Here is a 17,710-nt window from a genome sequence, read left to right on the forward strand (position 1 = left end):
CATATTTTGATGTAGTCTCGACCTCGACTATGCCACTTGTCATAGTCGTTCATCCACCTCTTCCAATACGAGGCACCGAAAAGATGACCGTTCGCCCCACACTTCCCAATCCAATCGATTCCGTAGCCCTGGCATCGCTGAACACTCCCGATGGCTGGCTTGCCTACCCACTGGGCGATGATGTGATCGAAGGCAATCCCGACACCCGGATGAAGCTTCTGCGTACGGTCGGCGTGAAAACCCCGTACAAAGCCGTGGCGTTCTTCACTTCACAACCGTCGAAGTTTGACTGGCGCTTCGATAATGATGAAGCCTTCGTGCTGATCGAAGGTCGCATCGCCATCACCATGGACACCGGCGAGCGATTCGAGATGAGCGCGGGCGATGCCGTCTCGATTCCGGCTGGGCACACGGGGGTCTGCGAGGTCTTTGAGTTCAGCCGGAAATTCACCGTGGTAACCAGCGGATCCGTTGATTGACCTCACATGGATCTTCGCATCGTGTTCAGGCCACCTGCAGTCATGCTCCAGTTTTATGACCTGAACAGTTGCTCGCCCCGCTCACAGGTGAACGCACCCAACTTGAATTGAAATTGATTGGCTGCTTTGGGTTGCTTTCGGCCATTTATGACAAGCAGTCACAACCAAAAGGAGTCATTCGGATGTACTTTCCTGATCCAGCACAGAATGGCCTGGGTACGCCACCTTCGGCAGCTTGCTGCTGCCGTGCTCATGGGGAATCGAAAGAACTCCAATAAAATACGGGCTTGATTAGGATAATCGTAGGGATATGAATACTAAAAATCAGCATAATTTCATTGTAAAACAAATGCTTATTTTTCTGTTCGAGTCCAGGTCGTGGAGCCAGACAAGGTTACAGAGAATGCTTTCCAAATCTCTGAAACCACCAAAAAACCCGCCTTCTGGCGGGTTTTTTCGTTTCAGCGCCCCGTCGAACTCAAGGGGATACAAGCCTCTTCGCCAATGCAGTGCGACGACTTGATCACGACAAGAAACCAGGCTGATCACTTACCAGGGAAGTGTCTGTATATGGTCTTCTTCCAGGCTATAGAAACGTGACGGATCTGGCCGCATCGCAATGAGTTGGAAAAGTCGCGCGGCAGAATCATCTGCTGTCAACTCCGCGCCATTGACGCCCATCCCAGTGCGTAACCGACCGGGATGAACGGTATAGCTCAACAGTCGGCCACCCAACTCGTCCACAACACAAAGCGAAAGCATATTGAGTGCCGATTTCGAAATTCGATAGGTATAGGAACAACCTGTTTTTGAAATGCACTCATCAGCATTTTGAGCAACAGAGCCGCGGCGCGAGGAAATATTGACTACTGTCGAGAGAGAGAACGATGCAGCCAATCGCTTTATCAATTGACCTGGTCCAATACAGTTTACCTCTAGCGCATGCCGCAACTCATCGGCGGTTTCATGGAAGATCGAGTGCTGCTTACTTCCGATGCCGGCATTGTTAATAAGTAAATCTACTGCTGTTATTCCTTTGCTGCTCAAGAAGTCTTCAAAATCCGAAAGATTGGCGTCCAGGTCTTTGGCCAAATAATCCAACGCAAATACCTCGTCGACTGATTTCGACTGGCGAAGCATGTTTAGTTTTTCCGGTGACTTGCTAACACCTACGACTTTGTAGCCAGCGAATTTCGCTTGAAGGCAAAGTGCGTTGCCATAGCCCCCGGTTGCTCCAGTGATGACTGCTATCATGAGGGACCTGAATGATTGAGTGAGTTGTGATTGTTCGGGCAATATAACTTTGATATCCACTCCGACTAGGGAGAACAAATTTTTCTTGGCTGGATATAACTAACTGTATCAAGCGTAGTGGTCAAGATCGCCTGCTCTGCACGGGTCATGGAACCGTTGAGTTTTCTAGACTCTCAACAAAAGGCAAACGGTTAAGGCTAAATACGCCCACACCCTGTCACAACGCTGTCATACGCCAACGCCAACATCCGCAGATACCCCGCCCCTACCCTCCTCTTGAAGGACAACACATGCACACTCGCTCAGGCCCGCCTGCGGTAAAAACCCTGCTCGCCCGTTTTATCGTTATCGGATGCGCGCTGACGGTGAGCGCGTGTGACAGTGTGACCGGGCGCGCACCTGCCGCATCGGCTGCGTTCAAGACCCTGGACGGTGCACCGCCCCTGGTGATCGGCCATCGCGGCCTGCCAGGGCTGTACCCGGAGGAAACCCGGGCGTCGTATGAACATGCGGCCGACGCAGGTGCGGATTCCCTTGAGCTGGACCTGCACATGACCAAGGACTGTGTACTGGTGGCTCGGCACAATCCCTGGTTAAGCGACAACACCAATATCAGCGACGTCGCGAAGACCAACCCCGAGGTTGCACGCCGCAAGCGTACGGTTCCGGGCGTTTTGGTTAACGTCCGGTATCCTGCCACCGCCGAGAATGGCCCGGCCCAGTACCTGAGCGACTTGACCAACCCCAACGATCCAAAATCCGTATTGAAGTCTCTGATCGTGGATGGCGAAGACCACACCAACGACTGGTCGATCAGCGATTTCACCCTGGCCGAACTCAAGCAGTGGATCGGCGGCACAACCTACGATGCCCGGGATGAGCGCCCGACCGACCTCAACGGCAAACTGCCGATCCTGAGTTTCCAGGAAGTGATCGACATCGCGAAAGCCAAAAGCGCCGCCACAGGCCGCGTGATCACGACCTACCCGGAAAGCAAAAACCCGATCTGGAACAACGCCCAGGCGATTGCCAACGGGTGCGGCGCACCGGGCAGTCATCCGTTCGAAGCGGCCTTTCTCAAGACTCTCAAAGACAACAACCTCAATCGCAAAGACGCGCCGGTGTTTGTGCAAAGCTTTGACCCGAACAGCCTGAAATACCTGCGCTCCATCGGCCTGCACGCCAGGGCGGTGCAGTTGGTGGATGGCAACGGCGTGAACTTCAAGACCGGCGAAACCATTTTCATCACCGACAAACCCAACACCTTCGTCAGCGGCCGCCCGTACAGCTGGACCGTCGCGGGCGACCCTCGCTCCTTTGGCGCGCTGCTGACGCCGGCCGGCCTGGCCGAAGTCAAAACGTACGCCGACGGCATCGGCCCGTGGAAGCCGCAAGCAATGTCGCTGACCGCCGCTTCAGCGCAAAACCCCGGTTTGCCTGAAGTCGACACCTTCAAGCCCACCAGCCTGATCAGCGATGCCCACAAGGCCGGGCTGTTCGTGCATATCTTCACCTTCCGCAATGAAGCAAAGTACCTGGCAGGCGCCTACAAGGGCAACCCGGCGGCCGAATACCTGGCCTTTTTCCGGGCCGGTGTGGACGGTGTGTTTACGGACTTCACGCCGACTGCCGTGGCGGCCCGCACGACCTACCTGAAGGAAGTCATGCACTAAAGCGCCTACCGGAAGACGGGCACGCTGGTGGACGGATTCGCGCCCGCCAGGTGCTCACGCAACCGGGCGCCGATTTCGGCAATCTTTGCCTCTCCCGCACGCAGCGCCTGGGCGTTGGTGTGAACCGAGTAGTTTCCCAGCGCCAGGTCATAGGGATGAGGCGCTGCGGAACCGATCACGAACACCGTATCGCGGTGCATCGCTGTCAGCGTCACGGCACCGCTGCCGGGTTCGAACACAGCCATTTCCCCCGCCATGACCCGCCCGGGTGCACCAAGCTGTCCCCGGCTGACACTCAGCCACAATGACTCATGCCCATCGGGCGGCACATAGGTCCAGGACTCACCGTCCTGCAGGGTCACCAGCAGATAATTGATGCCCGCAGGTGCACGAACCGGGCTTTGCACGCCCTGGTATGCGCCAAGAATCACCCGGGCAGGGCCCGCTTGCGGCATCACGCCGGACGCCAGGTACTGGCTATCGACGCGCGCGTTTTCCAGCGATGGAGGCAGCGCAATCCACAGTTGAAAGCCCTGGATCCGCTTCGATGTGCCTACCGACATTTCCTTGCCGTGCCACACGCCACCGCCCGCCCGCATCCATTCAACCCCGCCGTAGTCGAGGGTGCCGGCACCCGATTCGGCATCTTCAAAATGCAAATTGCCTTCGGTAATCAGGGTGACGGTGGCGATCCCCGAGTGGGGGTGCATCGGCATGCCGTTGATAAATGAGCTCTCGCCTTCAAACAGATCAAGGAACACGAAAGGCTTGATCAGGTGCCCCAGGTCCGAAGGGCTCATCAGCCGGGCAATCGGGCCATGCCCACTGCCGGTGGTGCGGTAAGTGATTGCCCGAGGGGCGACGGTTTCATGCACGGTCATGGTGATTGCTCCGGGGTATATCAGCGGCGACGCGCGTCGAGGCTGAAGCGACCGGCACCAAAGGCAACCACTTGCAGCAGGCCACCGGCCATGGCGATGTTCTTGAAGAAGTGGATGAACTGGTTTTGATCCCCCAGCGCATGATGGAAAGCCAAAGCCGTGGCCACGCTGAACAGCGCCAGCACCGCAGCAACCACACGGGTGCGATAACCCGCAATCAACGCCAGGCCACCACCGACTTCAACGATGACCGCCACCACCAATGCCAGCTGTGGAAATGGCAGCCCGACGGAGCTGATGTAGCCGATCATCATCGCGGGAGCGGCCAGCTTCGAAACGCCGGAGAGGATGAAAATCACGCTGAGCAGCACTCGGCCGATCAACGATACCGAGGCCTGGGTTGCGTCAGACTGGCTGCGTTCAACGTTGTCCGAATGAGCAATGTGTTGAGAAGTAGACATGGGGGTATTTCCTTCAATGGGAAACGGTTCGACATGAACCGTTCTGTTGAAGAAATGTTGCGCCGGGTGAGCTAATCTGAATAGCCGGTTAATTTAGATCATTAGATTCGATAAAATAGACAAGCCACCCAACGCTTGCTTGAGGAACCCCACATGCCTTCCGAGCCCGGAACCCCCACACTGGAACAACTGCGCGTGTTCCTGACGGTGGTGGAAGTCGGCAGTTTTGCAGCGGCCGCGCGAAAACTTCACCGCGCCACCTCGGTGGTCAGTTACTCCATCGCCAACCTGGAAACACAGCTGGGCGTGTCGCTGTTTGACCGCCAGACCACCCGCAAACCCCAACTCACCGAGGCCGGGCGAACCGTGCTGGCCGAAGCCAGGACCATCACCAACGGCATTCACGGCTTGCGCGCCAAGGTCAAAGGCCTGCTGCAAGGGCTCGAAGCCGAGGTCCATGTGGTGCTGGATGTGATGCTGCCCGCCGAGCGGGTGGTGGACGCGCTCAAATCGTTTCGGGAGGAATTTCCTACGGTCTCACTTCACCTGCACATGGAGGCGCTGGGCGCCGTCACAGACCTGGTGATCAACCGTGAAGCGATCATCGGCGTGAGCGGGCCGATGAATGACGGCATCGACGGGATCGAAAGAATAGGCATCGGCAGTGTCGAGCTGATCCCGGTGGCCGCGCCGAATCATCCGCTGGCCTCTGGCGCCGCCAATGTGCCGGGCGCGGGGCGCGAACTCACGCAACTGGTGCTGTCGGATCGCTCGCGCCTGACCAAGGACAAGGACTTCGCCGTACTCAGTAACCGCACCTGGCGCCTGGCCGACCTGGGCGCCAAGCACATGCTGCTGCGCGAAGGGATTGGCTGGGGGAACATGCCGACCCCGATGGTGCAGGAAGACCTGGACAGCGGCCGGCTGGTGAAACTGAACATCCCGGAATACGAAAGCGGCAAATATATGTTCGACGTGATCTACCGCACGGACTTGCCACCGGGGCCTGCGGCGAGGTGGTTGATCGAACGGTTTGTTCAACAACGCTCAACGCAGGAACCGGCGGCTTGAAACGCCTCAGTCCAACTGCTCGATCACCCCGCCGGCCTTGAGCTGCCCCAGTTGCTCTGCCGACAACCCCAGGCGCTCGCCCAGCACTTCATCCGTATGCTGGCCCAGCATCGGCGCCGGCCTTACATACTCCACCGGCGTACCCGACATCTTGATCGGGCTGCCGACCATCTCGAACTGCGGATTCTTGGGATGCGGGATCTTCACCATCAACCCACGGGCAATCACCTGCGGTTCTTCCAGGGATTGAGCGATGTTGTTGATCGCGCCCACCGGCACTTTCGAGGCATGAATGCTCGCCACCCACTCGTCCGCCGTACGCCCCAGGAAGTGCGCCGACAACAGCTCGACAATCTCTGCCCGATGCGCAACCCGGTCGGCATTGCGCCGAAAGCGCGGGTCCTGCGGCAAATGCGGCAAGCCGATGCTGTGGCACAGCGCAACAAACTGGCTGTCGTTGCCGCAGGCAATGATGAAGTCGCGGTCGGCGGCACGGAACACCTGGTACGGCACGATGTTGGCGTGGGCGTTTCCGTAACGCTGGGGCACCTTGCCCGACGCCAGGTAGTTCATGCTCTGGTTGGCCAGGGTTGCCACTTGCACGTCCAGCAACGCCATGTCGATGTGTTGGCCGACGCCGGTGCGTTCGCGGCTGAGCAATGCCGCCTGGATCGCGACGGTGGAATACAGGCCGGTCATCAGGTCGGAGAATGCCACGCCGACTTTTTGCGGGCCGCCGCCGGGCAGGTCGTCGCGCTCGCCGGTGATGCTCATCAGGCCGCCGATGCCCTGGATGATGAAGTCGTAGCCAGGCTCTTCGGCACGCGGGCCGGTCTGGCCGAAGCCGGTGATGGAGCAATACACCAGCCGTGGATTGATCTCGGCCAGGGTCGCGTAATCCAGGCCGTAGCGCGCCAGGGAACCGGCCTTGTAATTTTCGATCAGTACGTCGGAACTGGCCGCCAGCGCTCGCACCAGTTCCTGGCCTTCGCTGGTGGCGAGGTCGATGGCCACGGATAATTTTCCGCGGTTGGTGGACTGGTAATAAGACGCCTGCCCGGACGATTCGCCGGTGTCAGTCTTCATCCACGGCGGGCCCCAGCCACGGGTGTCGTCACCGCTTTGCGGCCGTTCGATCTTGATCACTTCCGCGCCCAGGTCAGCCAACACCTGGCCACACCAGGGCCCGGCCAATACCCGGCTTAAATCCAGCACCCGCAAACCTGTCAATGCACCCATTATTCTTGTCCTGTGATGAATCGAAATCAGCCGACTGCCGGCTCTTCATGCCGCAGGGAAATCCCCAGCGCCGCACGCCGCCGCAGCCAGGGGCTTGGGCGATAACGCGGGTCGTGGGTGAGTTCGCTCATGCGCTGCAAAATCGTGAGGATGCGCCGTGGCCCAAGGGCGTCGCCCCAGGCCAGCGGGCCTTGTGGATAACCCAGGCCGAGCTGCACCGCCTGGTCGATGTCGTCGACGCTGGCGATGCGTTGCTGGGCAATGTCGCAGGCCAGGTTGACCACCATCGCCAAGGTACGCTGGGCGACAAAGCCGACGCTGTCGCTGATCACCGTCACGCCTACACCATCATTGGCGAGCAGCGCGTGGGCGGCGTCGCGGCTGGCGCTGGATGTCAGCGGGTTTTGCATCAGGGTGCGATGGCGCGACAGGTCGGTCAGCAGGTCGATGCACAGGGTGCGCGCCGGGTCGGTGTGGAAGCGTTCGCTGGCCGACGTGGCGTCAAGGCCGTACGGCGCCAGCAGGCACAACGCTTCTGGCGAAGGCTGCGCCGCGCTTTCCAGGTGCGCGCCCAACTCGATCACCAGAGCGCTGAGGCGCTCGTAGTCGTCGGCATTTTCGGTGGCGATCCACACCGGCGGGAATGGCTTGATGGCGGGCACCGGTTGCGGCTGCGGGCCGTCGACCACCTGGCCATTTTCATAGCGGTAGAAGCCCTGCCCGCTCTTGCGCCCGAAGCGCCCGCCCACCAGCATCTGGCGGGTCAGCGGCGACGGCTTGTAGCGTGGGTCTTGATAGAACTGGTTGTAGATCGACTCCATCACCGGGTGGGAAACGTCGAGCCCGGTGAGGTCCAGCAGTTCCAGCGGGCCCATGCGGAAGCCGGCGCCTTCACGCAGGATGCGGTCGATATCGCCGCGCTCGGCAATGCCTTCATCGAGCATCTTCAAGGCTTCGGTGCCGTACGCACGGCCAGCGTGGTTGACGATAAAACCCGGGGTGTCCTTGGCGCGCACACCGCGATGGCCAGTGCGGGCGACGAAGGCCAGCAGGTCATCGCCGACCTTCGGCGCAGTGGCCAGGCCGTCGATCACTTCGACCACACGCATCAGCGGCACCGGGTTGAAAAAGTGCAGCCCGGCCACTCGCTCAGGGTGTTGGCAGCCGGTGGCAATGGCGGTGACCGACAGCGACGAGGTGTTGGTGGCAAGGATGCACTCCGCACTGACCACTCCTTCAAGTTGCTGCAGCAGGCCGCGCTTGGCGTCGAGGTTTTCGACGATGGCTTCCACCACCAGGTCGCAATCGTGCAGCGCCTCAATGGTGGCGGCCACTTGCAGGTTTTCCAGTGTAGCGTCCACCGCCGCCTGGGTGATCTTGCCCTTGGCGGACAGCTTGAAAAGCGTGGTGCCGAGGTTGTCCCGGGCAGTCTGTGCCGCACCGTCACGGGCATCGAACAAACGCACCAACACGCCAGCCTGGGCGGCAATCTGTGCAATCCCGGCGCCCATCACGCCGGTGCCTACCAGGCCCATGATCTTGATTGAATCCGTCATCGTCATTCTCCCAGGTAGTTCGCGGTGCGTTTTTCGAAGAACGCGGCGGCGCCCTCCTTCTGGTCTGCCGAATCGAACAGCAATTGAAAGGCCTTGCGCTCCAACACCAGCGCACTTTCCAGCGGCAGGTCGGCGCCGGCGAGCATCACTTCCTTGATCTGCTCCACTGCCAGTGGCGGCAAGGCGGCGATCTGCGCGGCCAGTTCCAGGGCGCGGGGGATGGTCTGGTCGTCCGCCACCACCTCGCTGAGCATGCCCATGGCCAGGGCTTCCGGCGCCTTGACCATGCAGCCCGTCAACGCGATGCGCATCGCCTGGAACTTGCCCACGGCGCGCACCAGGCGCTGGGTGCCACCGGCGCCCGGCATCAGGCCCAGCTTGACCTCGGGCTGGGCGAACCGAGCCGACTCACCGGCCACGATCAGGTCGCAATGCATGGCCAACTCACAACCGCCGCCCAGGGCAAAGCCATTCACCGCGGCGATCACCGGCTTCGGGCAGCGGCTGATGGCTTCCCACAGGTATTCGGTGTGGCGGCGGTACATCTCGATCGGGCTGGCACTGGCGAACTCCTTGATGTCGGCACCGGCCACGAAGAACTGATCGCCACCAGTGAGCACGATGGCGCGCACATCACGGCGCTTGGCCAGGGCACGAAAATGCTCCGCCAGCTCTTCGCGGACCTGGGCGTTCAAGGCGTTTTTCACTTCGGGACGGTGGATGCGTACCACGGCGACGCCATTGTCCTGGACATCGAGGTGCACTACGGGTTGGTCGAGGCTGGCCACAAGTTCTCCTGCTGCAATGTTCTTGTTAGTTCGGAGATTGACAGTTTCGCTATGCGAAACAACATTCCGTATTTAGCGATAATCATAAGGACCGACCCGACGTGATGTAAACGTAAAAACCTGACACGCCCGTAAATCGGGCTATAACTCGTTGTTTAGAAGGGTTTTATTAAACAAAAACACAATCGCCCAGCAAGTTGCTTAGTTTCGCTGTGCGGAATACAATTTTGTTTTGTTGATTTTCTAAAAAAAGGGGGACTAACATGCGCCGTCGAAACCTGGACCCGAACACACCCGAAACACCGGCCGGCAATAACGGGTTCGAGCACTTGCTGATCGACCCGATGAACGCCGACGAGGAGGAAGACAAGGACCGCCAGTTCGTCACCGCCCTGGCCCGAGGCCTGGAATTGCTGCGCTGCTTCACCCCCAGCGAAAGCGTGCTGGGTAACCAGGAGCTGGCGCGCAAGACCGGGCTGCCAAAGCCGACGATCACGCGGATGACCCACACGCTGACCCGCTTGGGCTATCTCAAGCACCTGCCGCAGTCGGGCCGGTATCAGCTGGATGTAGGGGTGATGGCGTTCGGTTACGCAATGCTGTCGAACCTGTCGGTGCGGGCCGTGGCCCATCCGCTGATGGAGACGATGGCCAAGTACGCCCAGGCCGCAGTGGCGATGGCCACGCGAGACCGCCTGGACATGGTGTACCTGGACGTGGTCCAGGGTGAAGCCAACATGACCATGCGCCGCCAGGTCGGTACACGGTTGCCGTTGCACTTGAGTTCCGCAGGCCGCGCCTGCCTGGCAGCGATGCCGGAAAACGAGCGGGAATTTATTCTCGACCATATCCGCCAGCGTCATCTGGAGGACTGGCCGGGCATCAGGAAGGGCCTGGAACGGGCCTTCCGGGATTACACCGACTTCGGCTATTGCATGTCGATCGGTGAGTGGCACCGCGATGTAAACGCCATCGCCGTACCGCTGCTGCATGCACAACATGGGCTGCTGACGTTCAACTGTGGCGGACCGAGTTTTCACCTTTCCCGGGAGAAACTCGAGGACGACATCGGGCCCCGTCTCAAGCACATGGTGAACAACATCGAGGCCGCCGCCCGCTAGACAGATCGGTGCAGGGCCTCGGCAGATTGATGACAACAGGCCTGCCGAACAGGCCGCTGAGGAATGCACATGATCAGAGACCCGGAAACGCTTCACCTGTTGCTGGAAACCCTGCAGCAGTTCGTCAACGAAGCGCTGATCCCACGGGAAAACGAACTGGCCGAGACCGATGACGTCCCGGCGGATATCGTCAGCCAGTTCCGCGAGTTGGGCCTGTTCGGCCTGACCCTGCCCGAAGCCTATGGCGGCCTCGGGCTGACCATGGAAGAAGAGGTCAACGTGGCCTTTGAACTGGGGCGCACCTCGCCGGCATTCCGCTCCTACTTCGGCACCAACAATGGCATCGGCTCCATCGGCATCCTGCTGGACGGCACCGAGGCGCAGAAGCAGCACTACCTGCCGAAGCTGGCCAGCGGAGAGCTGCTCAGCTCGTTCTGCCTGACCGAGCCAGACTCCGGCTCCGACGCCGCCTCACTGAAAACCACCGCCGTGCGCGATGGTGACCACTACGTCATCAACGGCACCAAGCGCTTTATTACCAACGCGCCCCACGCCGGGATCTACACGGTGATGGCCCGCACCAACCCGGACATCAAGGGCTCGGGCGGCATCAGTGCATTCATCGTTGAGCGCAACACACCGGGCCTGTCCCTGGGCAAGCGCGACCACAAGATGGGCCAGAAAGGCGCCCACACCTGCGACGTGATTTTCGACAACGTGCGTGTGCCGGCCGACCAGTTGATCGGCGGCGTCGAAGGCGTGGGCTTCAAGACGGCGATGAAGGTGCTCGACAAGGGCCGCCTGCACATTGCCGCCGTCAGCGTCGGCGCCGCCGAGCGCATGCTCAACGATGCCTTGCACTACGCCCTGGAACGCAAGCAGTTCGGCCAGCCGATTGCCGAGTTCCAGCTGATCCAGGCGATGCTCGCCGACAGCAAGGCCGAGATCTACGCCGCCCGCTGCATGGTGGTGGACGCCGCGCGCAAGCGTGATGAAGGCCTGAACATCGGTACCGAAGCGTCCTGCTCGAAGATGTTCGCCACCGAGATGTGTGGCCGGGTGGCCGACCGTTGCGTGCAGATTCATGGCGGTGCCGGGTATGTGAGCGAGTACGCCATCGAGCGGTTTTATCGCGATGTGCGCTTGTTCCGGCTGTATGAAGGCACCACGCAGATCCAGCAACTGGTGATCGCCCGCAACATGATTCGCGAGGCCAAACACTAAACCCCACAAACAACACAAAACAACTGTAGGAGCTGGCTTGCCTGCGATGCAGACAACTCGGTCTGGCAGTAACACCGCGGTGATGCCATCGCAGGCAAGCCAGCTCCCACACAAGCCAGCTCCCACATTTTGACCGTGTTCCAACCGTATTACCGCAACACCCATAACTTGTGCCCTAACAACTACAACAAGGTATCGCTATGGAAGTCGCCGCTTCGGCGGGTGCGTTGTCGCCCGCGAAAAACAACCTGTGGATCATCGTGTTCATCTTCTGCTTCCTCGGCCTGCTGATCGATGGTGCAGATTTGATGCTGTTGTCCTACAGCCTCAGCAGCCTCAAGGCCGAGTTCGGCCTGACCAGCGTCGAAGCCGGCAGCCTGGGCAGTTTCACCCTGGCCGGGATGGCCATCGGCGGGATTTACGGCGGCTGGGCCTGTGACCGTTTTGGTCGGGTGAAAACCGTGGTCTGGAGCATCGTGCTGTTCTCCGCCGGCACCGCAGTGCTGGGCCTGACCCACAGCTATTGGCAGTTCGCGAGCACCCGCTTCTTCGCCTCCCTCGGGCTGGGCGCGCTGTATGTCGCGTGCAACACGCTGATGGCCGAATACGTGCCGACCCGCTACCGCACCACCGTGCTCGGCACCCTGCAGGCCGGTTGGTCGGTGGGCTATATCGTCGCCACCCTGCTCGCCGGCTGGATCCTGCCCAACCATGGCTGGCGCTGGTTGTTCTACGTGGCGATCATCCCGGTGATCCTCGCCGTGCTGATGCAGCGCCTGGTGCCGGAGCCACAAGCCTGGATCAAGGCCCAGGCCGAGCGCGCCCGGGAAAAGGCCGAAGGCATCAAGCGCGTGTCGGCGAAGAAACCCGACGGCATGTTCAAGCTGATCTTCAGCGACCCGAAAGCCAGCCGCATGTTCATCCTCTGGGCACTCACCGCAGGCTTCCTGCAGTTCGGCTACTACGGGGTCAATAACTGGATGCCGTCGTACCTGGAGGGCGAATTGGGGATGAACTTCAAGTCGATGACCAGCTACATGGTCGGCACCTACGCGGCGATGATTTTCGGCAAGGTGCTCGCCGGGCTCGCGGCAGACCGCCTGGGCCGGCGCCTGGTGTTCGCGGTTGGCGCGCTGGGTACGGCGATTTTCCTGCCGGTGATCGTGCTGTTCCAGAGCCCGGACAACATCCTGTGGATGCTGATTGTGTTCGGCTTCCTGTACGGCATTCCCTACGGTGTGAACGCGACCTACATGACCGAAAGCTTCGAGGCGAAGTTTCGCGGTTCGGCGGTGGGCGGGGCCTACAACATTGGCCGGATTGGTGCCGCAGTGGCACCGGCTGCGATTGGCTTTCTCGCGTCCCACGGCTCGATCGGCGTAGGATTTTTGGTGATGGGCGGCGCGTACTTTATCTGCGGGGTGATCCCGGCGCTGTTTATCCGCGACAAGCAGTTTGACCCGCAAAAACAATAAGCCCCACGCCGGGGCCCGCTGCAACGCGGCCCCGGCTATAAGACGTGCGGCAGTTATACCCTCAAGCAAACCGGGCTAGACTGTACATCAGTCCTACGGAACTGAAGGAACAGTAAGACGCTCTCACCCAGCCTGTAAGACAGTTTTGTGCTTAGAGGCTCATACGCTTATGAAAACACCGACCCAGACCAACGCAATTGACTTCGACAGCGCCAAATTGCAACGCCTGGGCTTTGGTCAGCCTTCCCTTCTTACCCGCCGCCCCGCCACGGTTGCGCAACTTCGCCAGCAATTGGGCATGCAGTTGCAAACCAGCCTGGAGCCGGAACACATCCTTGCGTTGTTCTTCCGCGAGATCCAACGCCTGGTGCCCCTGGACGCCCTGCAATACCGTCACGACACCAGCGACCTGCGCCTGGAATACGGCCACCGCGGCCATCATTCGGTGAGCTATACCCTGAGCCATGAAGGCGAACACCTCGGCACCCTGGTGTTTCGGCGCAACCAACGCTTTATCGAAGACGAGCTGGGCCAGCTGGAGTCCCTGCTCTCCACCCTGCTCTACCCGATGCGCAACGCCCTGCTTTACCGTGCGGCGACCCGCAGTGCCCTGCGCGACCCGTTGACCGAAACCGGCAACCGCATCGCCATGGACCAGACCCTGCAACGGGAAATCGACATGGCTCGCCGGCACCTGCAGCCGCTGTCCCTGTTGATGCTGGACATCGACCACTTCAAGCACATCAACGACACTCACGGCCACGCCACGGGCGACAAGGTGCTCAAGGCGGTGGCCGCCTCGATCAAGAACCAGCTGCGCAATGTGGACATGGTGTTTCGGTTTGGCGGGGAAGAGTTTCTGATCCTGCTGTCCAACACCGGCCGGGATGCGGCGTCGATGGTCGGTGAGCGCCTGCGCCAGGCGGCACAGGCCCAGGATTATTGGGCGGATGAGGAACGTATCGAATTGACGGTGAGCCTGGGTTGCTCGACCTTGCTGGCGGGAGAGTCCGCCGAGAGCCTGTTGCGCCGGGCGGACAATGCCTTGTATGTGGCCAAGCGCGAAGGCCGCAATCGCCTGGCAATGGCGGGGTAACCGCTTCACTTCAAGCGGCCCCGCCATCACGCTGTTTACGCCTCGCTGGCAACCAGTTCCGGTTGTTTGCGGGTGGTGGTCGCCGACTTTTCCAACTGCATGCAGCGTTCCAGGAACAGGTACATGTAGTCGTAGCTCTTGCACACCGCCTGACGCAGCTCTACCTGCAGCTCCTTGGTCGGGTTCATGCCAGCCAGGGTGCAGATGATTTCCAGCGCTTCCCACGGATGGGCATCATCGTACTGGGCATGCATCTTCAGCCACTTCATGGCGCGCTTGCGGTCTTCCTCAGGGAATGCCGCGGCATACACGCCAGTGGAACACACCACGGCAGACCACTCCCCAGTGGCCCCCTCGATGGCGTAGTTGGTGGCGGCAATCGCGACGATCAGCGAATCGGCCGAGCTGGTGTGCCAGCACCAATGGCTCAGTGCATGCAGCTCCGGCGGCACTTCCTGGGCCTGCAACTCTTCCAGGCTCACGCCATGGGCCCGGGCCCAATGTACCCAATAGTCGGCGTGGTTGAGTTCCACGCGAATATTGCGCATCAGCCAGCGGCGCGCCATGTCCTCCCCAGGATGGCGGGCAAATTTGGTCTTGGTGAGGTTCTGTGCCATGTACAACGCAAACTGTTCCACCACCGGCCAACCACCAATCAGGTAGTGGCGCATGGTCTTGGCGCTGAGCTTGTTATCGCGCATGCGCTGGTACAGTTCGTGTTCGACAACGCGGCGCTTGCTCTCACTACAGGCCTGGATCAACTGTTGCGCCCAGGCGGGGTAACTCGAGGCTTCCATAAGCGGGCCGGTTCTGTTGAATGTGTCGATCACTGTCGGGCTCCTTTTGATTTGTGATATGTACAGACCAGCAAATGTTTCATCGGAACGTGCCAGGCGCCTTGAATAACAGAGGCTGCGGTCGCACAGGTCGACACTGCAAACTATCAAAGGTAAACAACTGCGGACGCTCGATCAGGTATCCCTGAGCGTAGTCGACCCCGATCTCAAGCAAGGCTTGTTCGATCTGAGGTGTCTCGACAAATTCGGCAATTGTGCGCTTACCCATGACATGACCGATGTGATTGATCACTTCGACCATAGCGCGGTTAATCGGGTCGTCCAGCATATCCTTTACGAAACTTCCATCGATCTTCAAGAAGTCTACAGGTAAATGTTTAAGATATGCGAACGAGGACATCCCGGCGCAGAAGTCATCCAGGGAGAAATAGCACCCTAACTCTTTGAGCTCGTTGATAAAACGAATTGCACTGCCCAAATTCGCGATAGCGCTGGTTTCTGTAATTTCAAAACAAATCATTTCTGGCGGGATGCCATAGGCGCTGAATTGCTCACGCAAAAACCCGAGAAAGTCTTCATCGCCGATGGTAATGCCTGACAGATTGATCGCACACATGGCCATGGGCCGGCCCGGGCGCTCACGCATGCAGCCCGCGATGATCTTGAACACGTTCTCCACCACCCAGCGGTCCAGGGAGGTCATCAACCCGTAACGTTCGGCCGCCGGAATAAAGCTGTTCGGCAGGATGATCCGCCCCGCCTCGTCATGCAGGCGCAGCAGGATTTCGATGTGCCCATCGCCATGTTCGGTGTGCCCCAGCGGCGCGATTTCCTGGGCGTACAGGCAAAAACGGTTCTCTTCCAGGGCCATGTGCAGGCGCTGCACCCAGGCCATCTCGCCAAAGCGCAGGGACAATTCCGAGTCATCGGCGTGATACACCTGAACGCGGTTGCGGCCCTTTTCCTTGGCCATGTAGCACGCCATGTCGGCGGCCCGCAACGAGGTCTCGAGGGTGGTCGGCGCCTGGGTGATGTGCACCAGGCCGATACTCACGGTGGTGACAAACGGCCGCCCCTTCCACACAAAGTGCAGGCTCTGCACGGTATGGCGCAGGCTTTCGGCGATCTTTTCCGCCACCGGCGCCGGGCAGTTCTCCAGCAGGATGCCGAACTCGTCGCCGCCCAGCCGGGCCAGGGTGTCGCCTTCCCGCAGGTCGGACTGCAACAGCGCGCAGATATGCCGCAACAGCTCATCCCCCGCAGCATGCCCGCAGGTGTCGTTGACCAGTTTGAACTGGTCCAGGTCGAGGAACATCAAGGCATGGCGCCCGGTTTGCTGGCGCCCGACGTTATGCAGCACCTGTTCCAGGCGGAACTCAAACTCACGGCGGTTGGCAAGGCCAGTCAAGGCGTCGTGGGTCGCCTGCCAGGACAGGTTGGCGATGTACTGGCGCTCCTGGGTCATGTCGTGCAGCACCAGCACCGCGCCGACGACTTTGCCGGCACTGCGGATTGGCGCGCCCACCAGGGTGACCGATACGGTGGTGCCATCCAGGCGCTGGATCAGCTTTGAATGCTCGCTGCCCCCACCGAGCTGGCCGCCCAGGATGCGTTCGATCAGGGTAAAGCCGTCGGCCTGGGCGTTTTCGTCCAGCAGGTTGAACAGCGCCGCCAGCGGAAGCCCCTGGGCCTGGGCGGCTTTCCAATGAGTCAGGGCTTCGGCGGCCGGGTTCATATAAGCAATGGCACCGTCGACGTCGGTGGTGATCACCCCGTCGCCAATCGACTCCAGGGTGATCTGCGCCCGCTCCTTCTCCAGTTGCAGGGCATCGGCGAACGCATGCCGCTGGGCCAGCAACTTGTGGGTGCGCAACAGCGCCAGCACGATCAAGCCCAGCGCCGTGGTCAGGTTGGTCACCAGCAGCAGGCGCAGGATCACCCGCGAGCCTTCGCCCAAGGCATCGCTGAAGGCTTTTGCGGCCGGGGTCACGCCATCGTTGATGGCGAAGATCCGTTCCTTCCAGCGGTGCACGTCGCCGCTGCTGACCTGATTGACCAGGATCGCCCGGTGCATCTCCTGGGCCAGGTCGTCCAGCTGCACCAGATAGCCATCGCCCACCGTCCACAGCTCGATGGCTTTTTCCAGGTAACTGAAATGGCGAAAGTTGAGGTACAGCCAGATCAGGCTCGAGACGTCGTCACGGTGGTTGCCGCCCTTGAGGATGCCCAGGCGTGCGGCGGTCAGGTCCGGGGTCGGGCGGTCGAGGGCCACTCGCAGCTCATGCCCGCCCTGGGGCACGGCAATCGCGTTCTGGTATTTAAGGAAGGTGGCTTCGTCGCGGTTGTCGGCGTACAGCGTCAGGTAGAAGATCGCGTCTTTCTGGCCCTTGGACCACAGGCTCTCGCCCGCCACGTAGCCGCGCACCGCCGAGAGCACGTAGAGACTGACGCAGCCTAACAATGCCTGGAACAGTACAACGGCGATAAAAGGCCACACGATGCCCAATAACCGAGGGGTTCCGAGAGTCTGCTTTTGCTTCATGAGGTCCCTTGCACATGCACAACTAAAATACGCACGCGAGTGAAAACCGCTCC

At 60.3% G+C, this 17,710-nt stretch carries 15 protein-coding genes; 7 read left to right on the forward strand and 8 right to left on the reverse strand.

Annotation, left to right across the window (positions count from 1 at the left end; genetic code table 11):
• Positions 1–83 precede the first annotated feature (83 nt).
• Entirely contained in the window at positions 84–479 is a 396-nt protein-coding gene (locus tag V3W39_RS02540) for a cupin domain-containing protein (protein ID WP_020302267.1), read from the forward strand.
• Positions 480–1,028: 549 nt separating this feature from the next.
• Here the strand turns inward: V3W39_RS02540 and V3W39_RS02545 are convergent.
• Positions 1,029–1,733: an SDR family NAD(P)-dependent oxidoreductase gene (locus tag V3W39_RS02545; protein WP_259197483.1), complete on the reverse strand. Its 705-nt coding sequence runs from the start codon at positions 1,731–1,733 to the stop codon at positions 1,029–1,031.
• Between the two features lie 290 nt (positions 1,734–2,023).
• On the opposite strand from V3W39_RS02545, the gene V3W39_RS02550 reads away from it, so the two are divergent.
• The gene (locus tag V3W39_RS02550) at positions 2,024–3,406 is read left to right on the forward strand and encodes a glycerophosphodiester phosphodiesterase family protein (protein ID WP_330212161.1); all 1,383 of its coding nucleotides are present in this window, start codon (positions 2,024–2,026) and stop codon (positions 3,404–3,406) included.
• Positions 3,407–3,411: 5 nt separating this feature from the next.
• Here V3W39_RS02550 and V3W39_RS02555 read toward each other — a convergent pair whose 3' ends face one another.
• Positions 3,412–4,287, reverse strand: a complete 876-nt coding sequence (locus tag V3W39_RS02555) for a pirin family protein (RefSeq protein ID WP_177046205.1) — start codon at positions 4,285–4,287, stop codon at positions 3,412–3,414.
• 20 nt (positions 4,288–4,307) lie between these two features.
• The gene (locus V3W39_RS02560) at positions 4,308–4,748 is read right to left on the reverse strand and encodes a DoxX family protein (protein ID WP_177046207.1); all 441 of its coding nucleotides are present in this window, start codon (positions 4,746–4,748) and stop codon (positions 4,308–4,310) included.
• Positions 4,749–4,901: 153 nt separating this feature from the next.
• On the opposite strand from V3W39_RS02560, the gene V3W39_RS02565 reads away from it, so the two are divergent.
• Positions 4,902–5,819: a LysR family transcriptional regulator gene (locus V3W39_RS02565; protein ID WP_177046209.1), complete on the forward strand. Its 918-nt coding sequence runs from the start codon at positions 4,902–4,904 to the stop codon at positions 5,817–5,819.
• 6 nt (positions 5,820–5,825) lie between these two features.
• On the opposite strand, the gene V3W39_RS02570 is transcribed toward V3W39_RS02565, so the two are convergent.
• From V3W39_RS02570 to V3W39_RS02580, 3 genes are read right to left on the reverse strand one after another with little or no spacing between them, the layout of a single operon-like run.
• Entirely contained in the window at positions 5,826–7,058 is a 1,233-nt protein-coding gene (locus V3W39_RS02570; protein WP_177046211.1) for a CaiB/BaiF CoA transferase family protein, read from the reverse strand.
• A gap of 26 nt (positions 7,059–7,084) precedes the next feature.
• A complete protein-coding gene (locus tag V3W39_RS02575; RefSeq protein WP_330212162.1) occupies positions 7,085–8,614 on the reverse strand; it encodes a 3-hydroxyacyl-CoA dehydrogenase in 1,530 nt (509 codons plus the stop codon).
• A gap of 2 nt (positions 8,615–8,616) precedes the next feature.
• Positions 8,617–9,402 (reverse strand): enoyl-CoA hydratase, encoded by a 786-nt coding sequence (locus tag V3W39_RS02580; protein WP_010175990.1) that lies wholly within the window; start codon positions 9,400–9,402, stop codon positions 8,617–8,619.
• Between the two features lie 263 nt (positions 9,403–9,665).
• Here V3W39_RS02580 and V3W39_RS02585 point away from each other — a divergent pair, with 263 nt between their 5' ends.
• From V3W39_RS02585 to V3W39_RS02600, 4 genes are all read left to right on the forward strand, one after another.
• Entirely contained in the window at positions 9,666–10,523 is an 858-nt protein-coding gene (locus V3W39_RS02585; protein ID WP_177046215.1) for an IclR family transcriptional regulator, read from the forward strand.
• A gap of 69 nt (positions 10,524–10,592) precedes the next feature.
• The gene (locus tag V3W39_RS02590) at positions 10,593–11,747 is read left to right on the forward strand and encodes an acyl-CoA dehydrogenase family protein (protein WP_330212163.1); all 1,155 of its coding nucleotides are present in this window, start codon (positions 10,593–10,595) and stop codon (positions 11,745–11,747) included.
• Positions 11,748–11,947: 200 nt separating this feature from the next.
• Positions 11,948–13,222, forward strand: coding sequence for an MFS transporter (locus V3W39_RS02595; protein WP_177046219.1), 1,275 nt, complete (start codon positions 11,948–11,950; stop codon positions 13,220–13,222).
• A gap of 169 nt (positions 13,223–13,391) precedes the next feature.
• Positions 13,392–14,318 (forward strand): GGDEF domain-containing protein, encoded by a 927-nt coding sequence (locus tag V3W39_RS02600; protein ID WP_177046221.1) that lies wholly within the window; start codon positions 13,392–13,394, stop codon positions 14,316–14,318.
• Positions 14,319–14,353: 35 nt separating this feature from the next.
• Here the strand turns inward: V3W39_RS02600 and V3W39_RS02605 are convergent, their stop codons facing one another.
• Positions 14,354–15,115 carry a TenA family transcriptional regulator gene (locus V3W39_RS02605; protein ID WP_218171005.1) on the reverse strand — a complete coding sequence of 254 codons (762 nt, stop codon included), beginning with the start codon at positions 15,113–15,115 and terminating at the stop codon, positions 14,354–14,356.
• Positions 15,116–15,194: 79 nt separating this feature from the next.
• The gene (locus V3W39_RS02610) at positions 15,195–17,657 is read right to left on the reverse strand and encodes an EAL domain-containing protein (protein WP_177046225.1); all 2,463 of its coding nucleotides are present in this window, start codon (positions 17,655–17,657) and stop codon (positions 15,195–15,197) included.
• Positions 17,658–17,710 lie beyond the last annotated feature (53 nt).

Origin of the sequence: Pseudomonas sp. Z18(2022), assembly GCF_036346535.1 — a bacterium.
GTDB classification, from domain to species: domain Bacteria; phylum Pseudomonadota; class Gammaproteobacteria; order Pseudomonadales; family Pseudomonadaceae; genus Aquipseudomonas; species Aquipseudomonas yamanorum_A.

Excerpts from the sequence above, each read along its gene's own strand:
- V3W39_RS02595 (WP_177046219.1), top strand. The coding sequence starts at position 11,948 with ATGGAAGTCGCCGCTTCGGCGGGTGCGTTGTCGCCCGCGAAAAACAAC.
- V3W39_RS02575 (WP_330212162.1), bottom strand. The coding sequence starts at position 8,614 with ATGACGGATTCAATCAAGATCATGGGCCTGGTAGGCACCGGCGTGATG.
- V3W39_RS02590 (WP_330212163.1), top strand. The coding sequence starts at position 10,593 with ATGATCAGAGACCCGGAAACGCTTCACCTGTTGCTGGAAACCCTGCAG.
- V3W39_RS02555 (WP_177046205.1), bottom strand. The coding sequence starts at position 4,287 with ATGACCGTGCATGAAACCGTCGCCCCTCGGGCAATCACTTACCGCACC.
- V3W39_RS02560 (WP_177046207.1), bottom strand. The coding sequence starts at position 4,748 with ATGTCTACTTCTCAACACATTGCTCATTCGGACAACGTTGAACGCAGC.
- V3W39_RS02570 (WP_177046211.1), bottom strand. The coding sequence starts at position 7,058 with ATGGGTGCATTGACAGGTTTGCGGGTGCTGGATTTAAGCCGGGTATTG.
- V3W39_RS02610 (WP_177046225.1), bottom strand. The coding sequence starts at position 17,657 with ATGAAGCAAAAGCAGACTCTCGGAACCCCTCGGTTATTGGGCATCGTG.
- V3W39_RS02550 (WP_330212161.1), top strand. The coding sequence starts at position 2,024 with ATGCACACTCGCTCAGGCCCGCCTGCGGTAAAAACCCTGCTCGCCCGT.
- V3W39_RS02600 (WP_177046221.1), top strand. The coding sequence starts at position 13,392 with ATGAAAACACCGACCCAGACCAACGCAATTGACTTCGACAGCGCCAAA.
- V3W39_RS02605 (WP_218171005.1), bottom strand. The coding sequence starts at position 15,115 with ATGGAAGCCTCGAGTTACCCCGCCTGGGCGCAACAGTTGATCCAGGCC.
- V3W39_RS02565 (WP_177046209.1), top strand. The coding sequence starts at position 4,902 with ATGCCTTCCGAGCCCGGAACCCCCACACTGGAACAACTGCGCGTGTTC.
- V3W39_RS02540 (WP_020302267.1), top strand. The coding sequence starts at position 84 with ATGACCGTTCGCCCCACACTTCCCAATCCAATCGATTCCGTAGCCCTG.
- V3W39_RS02545 (WP_259197483.1), bottom strand. The coding sequence starts at position 1,733 with ATGATAGCAGTCATCACTGGAGCAACCGGGGGCTATGGCAACGCACTT.
- V3W39_RS02585 (WP_177046215.1), top strand. The coding sequence starts at position 9,666 with ATGCGCCGTCGAAACCTGGACCCGAACACACCCGAAACACCGGCCGGC.